Below are 4,961 nucleotides of genomic sequence, written 5' to 3' on the forward strand. Positions count from 1 at the left end.
TTATTATTCCAACTATAATTGATTTTTCAAAGTCAATAACTTCTTTCTCTAACATAATCGTTCTTTAAGAATACAAAGGTACGAAATAGCAAGCATAAAAAAAGCGACTCAAATGAGCCGCTTTTGAAGTATAAGAATTGTAATTAGTTAATTACAATATCATCTATTTGCATGGTTGTTGTAGCTCCACCAGAACCATTTCCTACATATTCAAAAACGAAGAAACCGTTTCCGGTTACACCCGCAGGAATATTGTAAGTTCCACTATTTGTAAAGTTTGTAGCATAACCAGAAGTAGATCCTGAAGCAATTGTAAAGCTTGAGGTAATATTTACTAAAGTAGCAGTTGTAATTTGAGAACCCTGAACATAATTTGTAGTATAATATACTTTTAAAACAGCACCATTATTAAAACCATCTTTTGTTTTAAAAGAAAGTGTATTAGCCGTTGTCATGTTAACAGGAACAATAAATAAAGAACGATTTGCTTCAGGCGTTCCTCCAAAAGAAGACATTTGGATATAAGTATTCCCACCAAAAACTTTTCTTTGCCAATATCTGCTTCCTACAGCAGCATCGTTGATGTATTTTGGGAATACTTGTTGGTTGGTAGTGGTATAACTTGTAAACGGTTCATTCAAAGCAGCATCATAAACGATTGCAGTTCCGCCAATAGGTGGATACAAATCGATGTCTAAACGGCTGTTTGTTAAATCAACATCTTTCAATGTTCTAATCATAAATTGATAATCACTATTATATTTAGTCATTACCCCACGAATTTTACCATTTTGAGAAGGCACAGCATTTGAAGCAAATGTTGCAAATTCACTTGCTCTTAAAATTACTTTATTTCCAAATTGATCTGTAATTTCATGATTTGTGGCACCACCAAAACTATTTAAAGTAGCATCATAATATTTTTTACCTAGAGAAGCATCAGTAAATTGAACCGCATCAAACTCAATCAACATGTTTAAATATTGATCGTTTTTTGCAACTGCAATCGTTAAATTTTTCTTGATATCGTTTTCATTTACATCAGTACAAGAACGTAAAATAACATTCTTATACTCAACGCCAGATACTCTACCAACACCAGCATTATAAGAAGAACCAATAACAGTAGAACCGTGTTGTTTGTTGAAATAACGATTTTTGTCTAGTTTAATGGTTACTTTTCTGCCCGGTTCAAATTCAGTGTATAAGTTGTAATTATCAACAGGCATACTAAACCCTTTTAATCCGTCTAACGACATCATTGAAATCGATTTGTAAAAATTTCCACCTTCATCACTTGATGTAACATAAGCTTCAATATAATCTACAACTGTTTCAGAGGTAGTATAAGGAACTGTTGTAGCAGTAGCACTATTTGTAATATCACTAACTTCTTTAGTTTTTACTATAGTTACACAATCATTTGATAAATCTGGCACACCATAATCGTCGCCATTTACACAACTTGATAAAGTTGCTAAAATTACTGTTGTTACTATTAATTTTATATTTTTCATAGCTATTAATTTTTAGTGATCTTAATATTATCTAACTGACAAGTTGTTGTTACACCTGATTTACTTCCTGTGTATTTAAAAGCAATTCTAACGTTGTTGCTTTCAAAAGCACTAATATCTATGTTTCCACTATTTACAAAGACATCATCTGCTGTTGGTGTTGTAAAAGTCAATGGTGTCCATGTTGCAGTTGCAATTCCTGCAGTAGTTCCATTATAGTTAGTTGAAATAAAGGCAGTCAAAGGATAACCGTTTGAATATCTTGTTTTAGTATTGAAAGATAAAATTTCCCCTGATGTTGCTGTTAAATCAATAGCAGGTGTAATTAGCCAAGCTACATCATTGGTTCCTGTAGCAGAATAGAAAGATGAAAATTCTGCATAAATGTTATTAGAAAAAGTTCTTGCATGCCATAAACGAGTTGCAGTTGCATTATAGTTTATCCAACCTGTTAATGATATGGCAACTTCGTTTGAACCACTTCCGGTAGTTGAAGTTTCAAAACCTTCTTTAAAGGCATATTCATTCACCGTAGGAATCACATAATCGTCATCTCCTACACAGCTTGTTAACGAACTTGAAACAAGCCCTAACAAAAATATTGTTTTTAAAAATTTTATTTTCATAATATAATTTTTTAGAAATTTATGTAAAAGTTAACGAAGAACGTTCTTCCGTATCCATAGAAATATTTAGAACCAAAAGAAGGCGTTCCATTTAACTGATCAGCTTGTAAATCAGGAAAAGTAGCTTTTCTAGATTGCTCAAATCCACCAGTTTTGTATTGGATATCAAATACATTATTTACAGAGGCAAAAAACCCAACTGTGTTTCTGTTTGCTTTGCTAATTCTCCATGATTTCCCTCCGGTTAAATTAACCAATGTAAAACTATCAAATTTTTCTTGTTTAAGAATAGCTCTAACGGTTTCTGGCGTTGCACCAGTATAATTATCGCCTGTTGCACTATCAATACTAAAATTATCGGTTCTTAGAATGTTTGCAAAATCAACATAGCTGTTAGCTAAATAATTAACATTTGCGCCTATCCACCAAAAATTAGGATCTCTATATTCTAATCCAAAAGAAGCAGCTGTTTGTGGCATACCTGGTTGGTGATAATTTTTAATGTAAACGGTTCCAAAATCAGTTAATGAATTGTTTCCGGCAGCAGCTAAAGCATCATCGTTTGTTTTCAATCTTGCATTGTCTGAAAAGATATATTGCCCATATGAAGCAGCAGCAGTTGCTTTAATGGTTGAAGTAATATTATATTCTAAACCAAGTTCTACACCCATATTTTGTTTGTCAATTCCAGATACGATTTCACTTACAAAAGTGTCTTCGTCTCCACCATCATCGCTTCCAATTCCTTCTCCGTAAAAGAATGAAATTTCAGTAGCATCTTGAATTTTTGTGTAAAAACCAGTCAAACGAGCTTTTACTTTTGGTGTTTTTAAGATGTAACTTGCATCTGCACTGGTAACTCTTTCGCTTTGAATATCTGGAGTAATTACATTGTTAAGTCGGGCGTTAGAGAAAGTATTTCTTAAACTCGGCGCTTTAGTTTGATATAATCCGTTGAAATCAAAATAATTTCTTCCGTTTATTTTATAAGTCAAACCTCCTTTAAAACCAAAGTTTTCAAAAGTGATGCTATTTCCTTTTCCATAAGAATTATCGGCATAGATTCCGTTTTTGTATAAACCTTCTCTTTGATATTCTGTTCTAGAGAAGTTTTGTGCTAAATAAAAATCAACTTTGTCATATGTAAATTTAAATTGAGTAAAACCATCAAAAGTTAACGCATGTAACAAATAGTTGTAACCATATGTTTGATTTTCGCCTATTTGTCTGTTCGGATTATTTAAATCAGATTGACCGGCATTTCCTGAATAAAACGGATCAATATCAAGGAAATACTGTCCTCCCATAAGATCAAGTAAATTTTGGTGATTGTGTGAACGTAATTTTCGCACATTAACTCCAGCATTTAATACAATATTATCTGATAAACTTGAATTAATGATAGAATTGACATTCAGTAAATTATCGTCAGTTCGGTCTTCATACAACACATAAACGCTTCTTCCAGGAAAGGCACTATTTTGATTGGCGATATACATAGCATTCCAATCAATTTGTGATCTAGATTTGAATGCATTTGAATAAAATTCATTTTCTGTATCTGTTAAACCTCCAACTAAGTTACTGAAATAACTTGGTAAATTTTTATAATAGGTTGGATCTGGATTATTTCCTAATTGATAATCTAATCTAGAATTTCCAATGGTTCCAGTTTGAAAAGCAACATTGGTATTTAAAGATGTTTTTTCAGATAATTTCCAATAATGCGATAACATCACTAATGGTTCTTCAACGTCTTTATCTCTTGAATTACGCTTTTTACCATCTTGCCATCCCCAGTAAGAATTGTATTTAATTCCCATTAAATTATTAACTTCTTCCGTGTTTGGCGACGATTTTCCTCTGCTATTTTGAGCATACATAGCAGTTAAGTTTAAACTGTGTTTGTCGTTTATTTTTTTCTCAACACTTGCAAATAAAGAATTTGCTGCATAATCTGTTCCTTCAAAATAGCCTTCTTGTGCCCATCTTCTTGATGCAGAAACCACAAACGCCCATCCGTCTTTGTCCATTCCAGATGCGTAGGTTCCCATGGTTCTCCAACTGTAATTTGTGTTGGTTCCCGACATAGAAATTCTAGATCCTGGTCTGTAAAATGAAGCTCTAGTGTTAATTTCTTGTGTTCCTAATGCACTACCAAAAGTATAATCAGACGGCGCAGAACCCATAGTAAATTCTTGGTTTCTTGTGGCATCATTTAAACCACCCCAGTTACTCCATTGTGGTCTTCCGTCATACAATTTATTCATTACAATACCATTAATCATGGTAACGCCATATTCATTATCTAATCCTCTAATTCTAAAACGTGATTGTCCCCAGTTAAAAGCAGCCGCTTGTTGATAAGCATCTCTCGTAGCTTGTAATAAACCCGAGGTGCTTTCAGAACCACTATTATCATCTCCTAAGTCATTTTCAGTGATGGTAACTAAACTTAATTGTTGTTCAGAAGTAATGTCTTCTTCCAAAACAATTGTTCCTAAGTCGATGGTTTCGCCTGTAAACGGTTCAAGCATTAAACTTTGTTGATTGTATCCATTAGATTTAATCACCAATACTTGTGCCCCAGAAGGCAAAGCTTGAAAAACAAAGTTCCCCTCAAAATCAGTTAAGGCAGACTGGTTGTTACTTTGAATAGTAGCTACAACATTTTGTAGTGGTTTTTGACTTTTTGCATCGACAACCTTCCCTTTTAAGGCAGGGTTTTGCTGAGCAAAAACAAAAACAGCTTGTAGCACTAGTAATGCGCTCAATACAAGTTTTTTCATAAAGAATATTAAAATTAATACTAATTTAA

3 protein-coding genes are annotated in these 4,961 nt (G+C 33.1%); all 3 read right to left on the reverse strand.

Features of this window, described 5'->3' with window-relative positions; translation table 11 throughout:
* Positions 1 to 143: 143 nt before the first annotated feature.
* From ACIQZC_RS08950 to ACIQZC_RS08960, 3 genes are read right to left on the reverse strand one after another with little or no spacing between them, the layout of a single operon-like run.
* Positions 144 to 1,517, reverse strand: coding sequence for a DUF5689 domain-containing protein (locus ACIQZC_RS08950; protein ID WP_396138886.1), 1,374 nt, complete (start codon positions 1,515 to 1,517; stop codon positions 144 to 146).
* Between the two features lie 5 nt (positions 1,518 to 1,522).
* Entirely contained in the window at positions 1,523 to 2,143 is a 621-nt protein-coding gene (locus ACIQZC_RS08955) for a choice-of-anchor J domain-containing protein (protein WP_396138887.1), read from the reverse strand.
* An 11-nt stretch (positions 2,144 to 2,154) separates the two neighbouring features.
* The gene (locus ACIQZC_RS08960; protein ID WP_396138888.1) at positions 2,155 to 4,932 is read right to left on the reverse strand and encodes a carboxypeptidase-like regulatory domain-containing protein; all 2,778 of its coding nucleotides are present in this window, start codon (positions 4,930 to 4,932) and stop codon (positions 2,155 to 2,157) included.
* Between the last annotated feature and the right edge of the window lie 29 nt (positions 4,933 to 4,961).

Origin of the sequence: Flavobacterium sp., assembly GCF_044338735.1 — a bacterium.
Classification (GTDB): domain Bacteria; phylum Bacteroidota; class Bacteroidia; order Flavobacteriales; family Flavobacteriaceae; genus Flavobacterium.

Coding starts and splice junctions, on each gene's coding strand:
- ACIQZC_RS08950 (WP_396138886.1), bottom strand. CDS start 1,517: ATGAAAAATATAAAATTAATAGTAACAACAGTAATTTTAGCAACTTTA.
- ACIQZC_RS08960 (WP_396138888.1), bottom strand. CDS start 4,932: ATGAAAAAACTTGTATTGAGCGCATTACTAGTGCTACAAGCTGTTTTT.
- ACIQZC_RS08955 (WP_396138887.1), bottom strand. CDS start 2,143: ATGAAAATAAAATTTTTAAAAACAATATTTTTGTTAGGGCTTGTTTCA.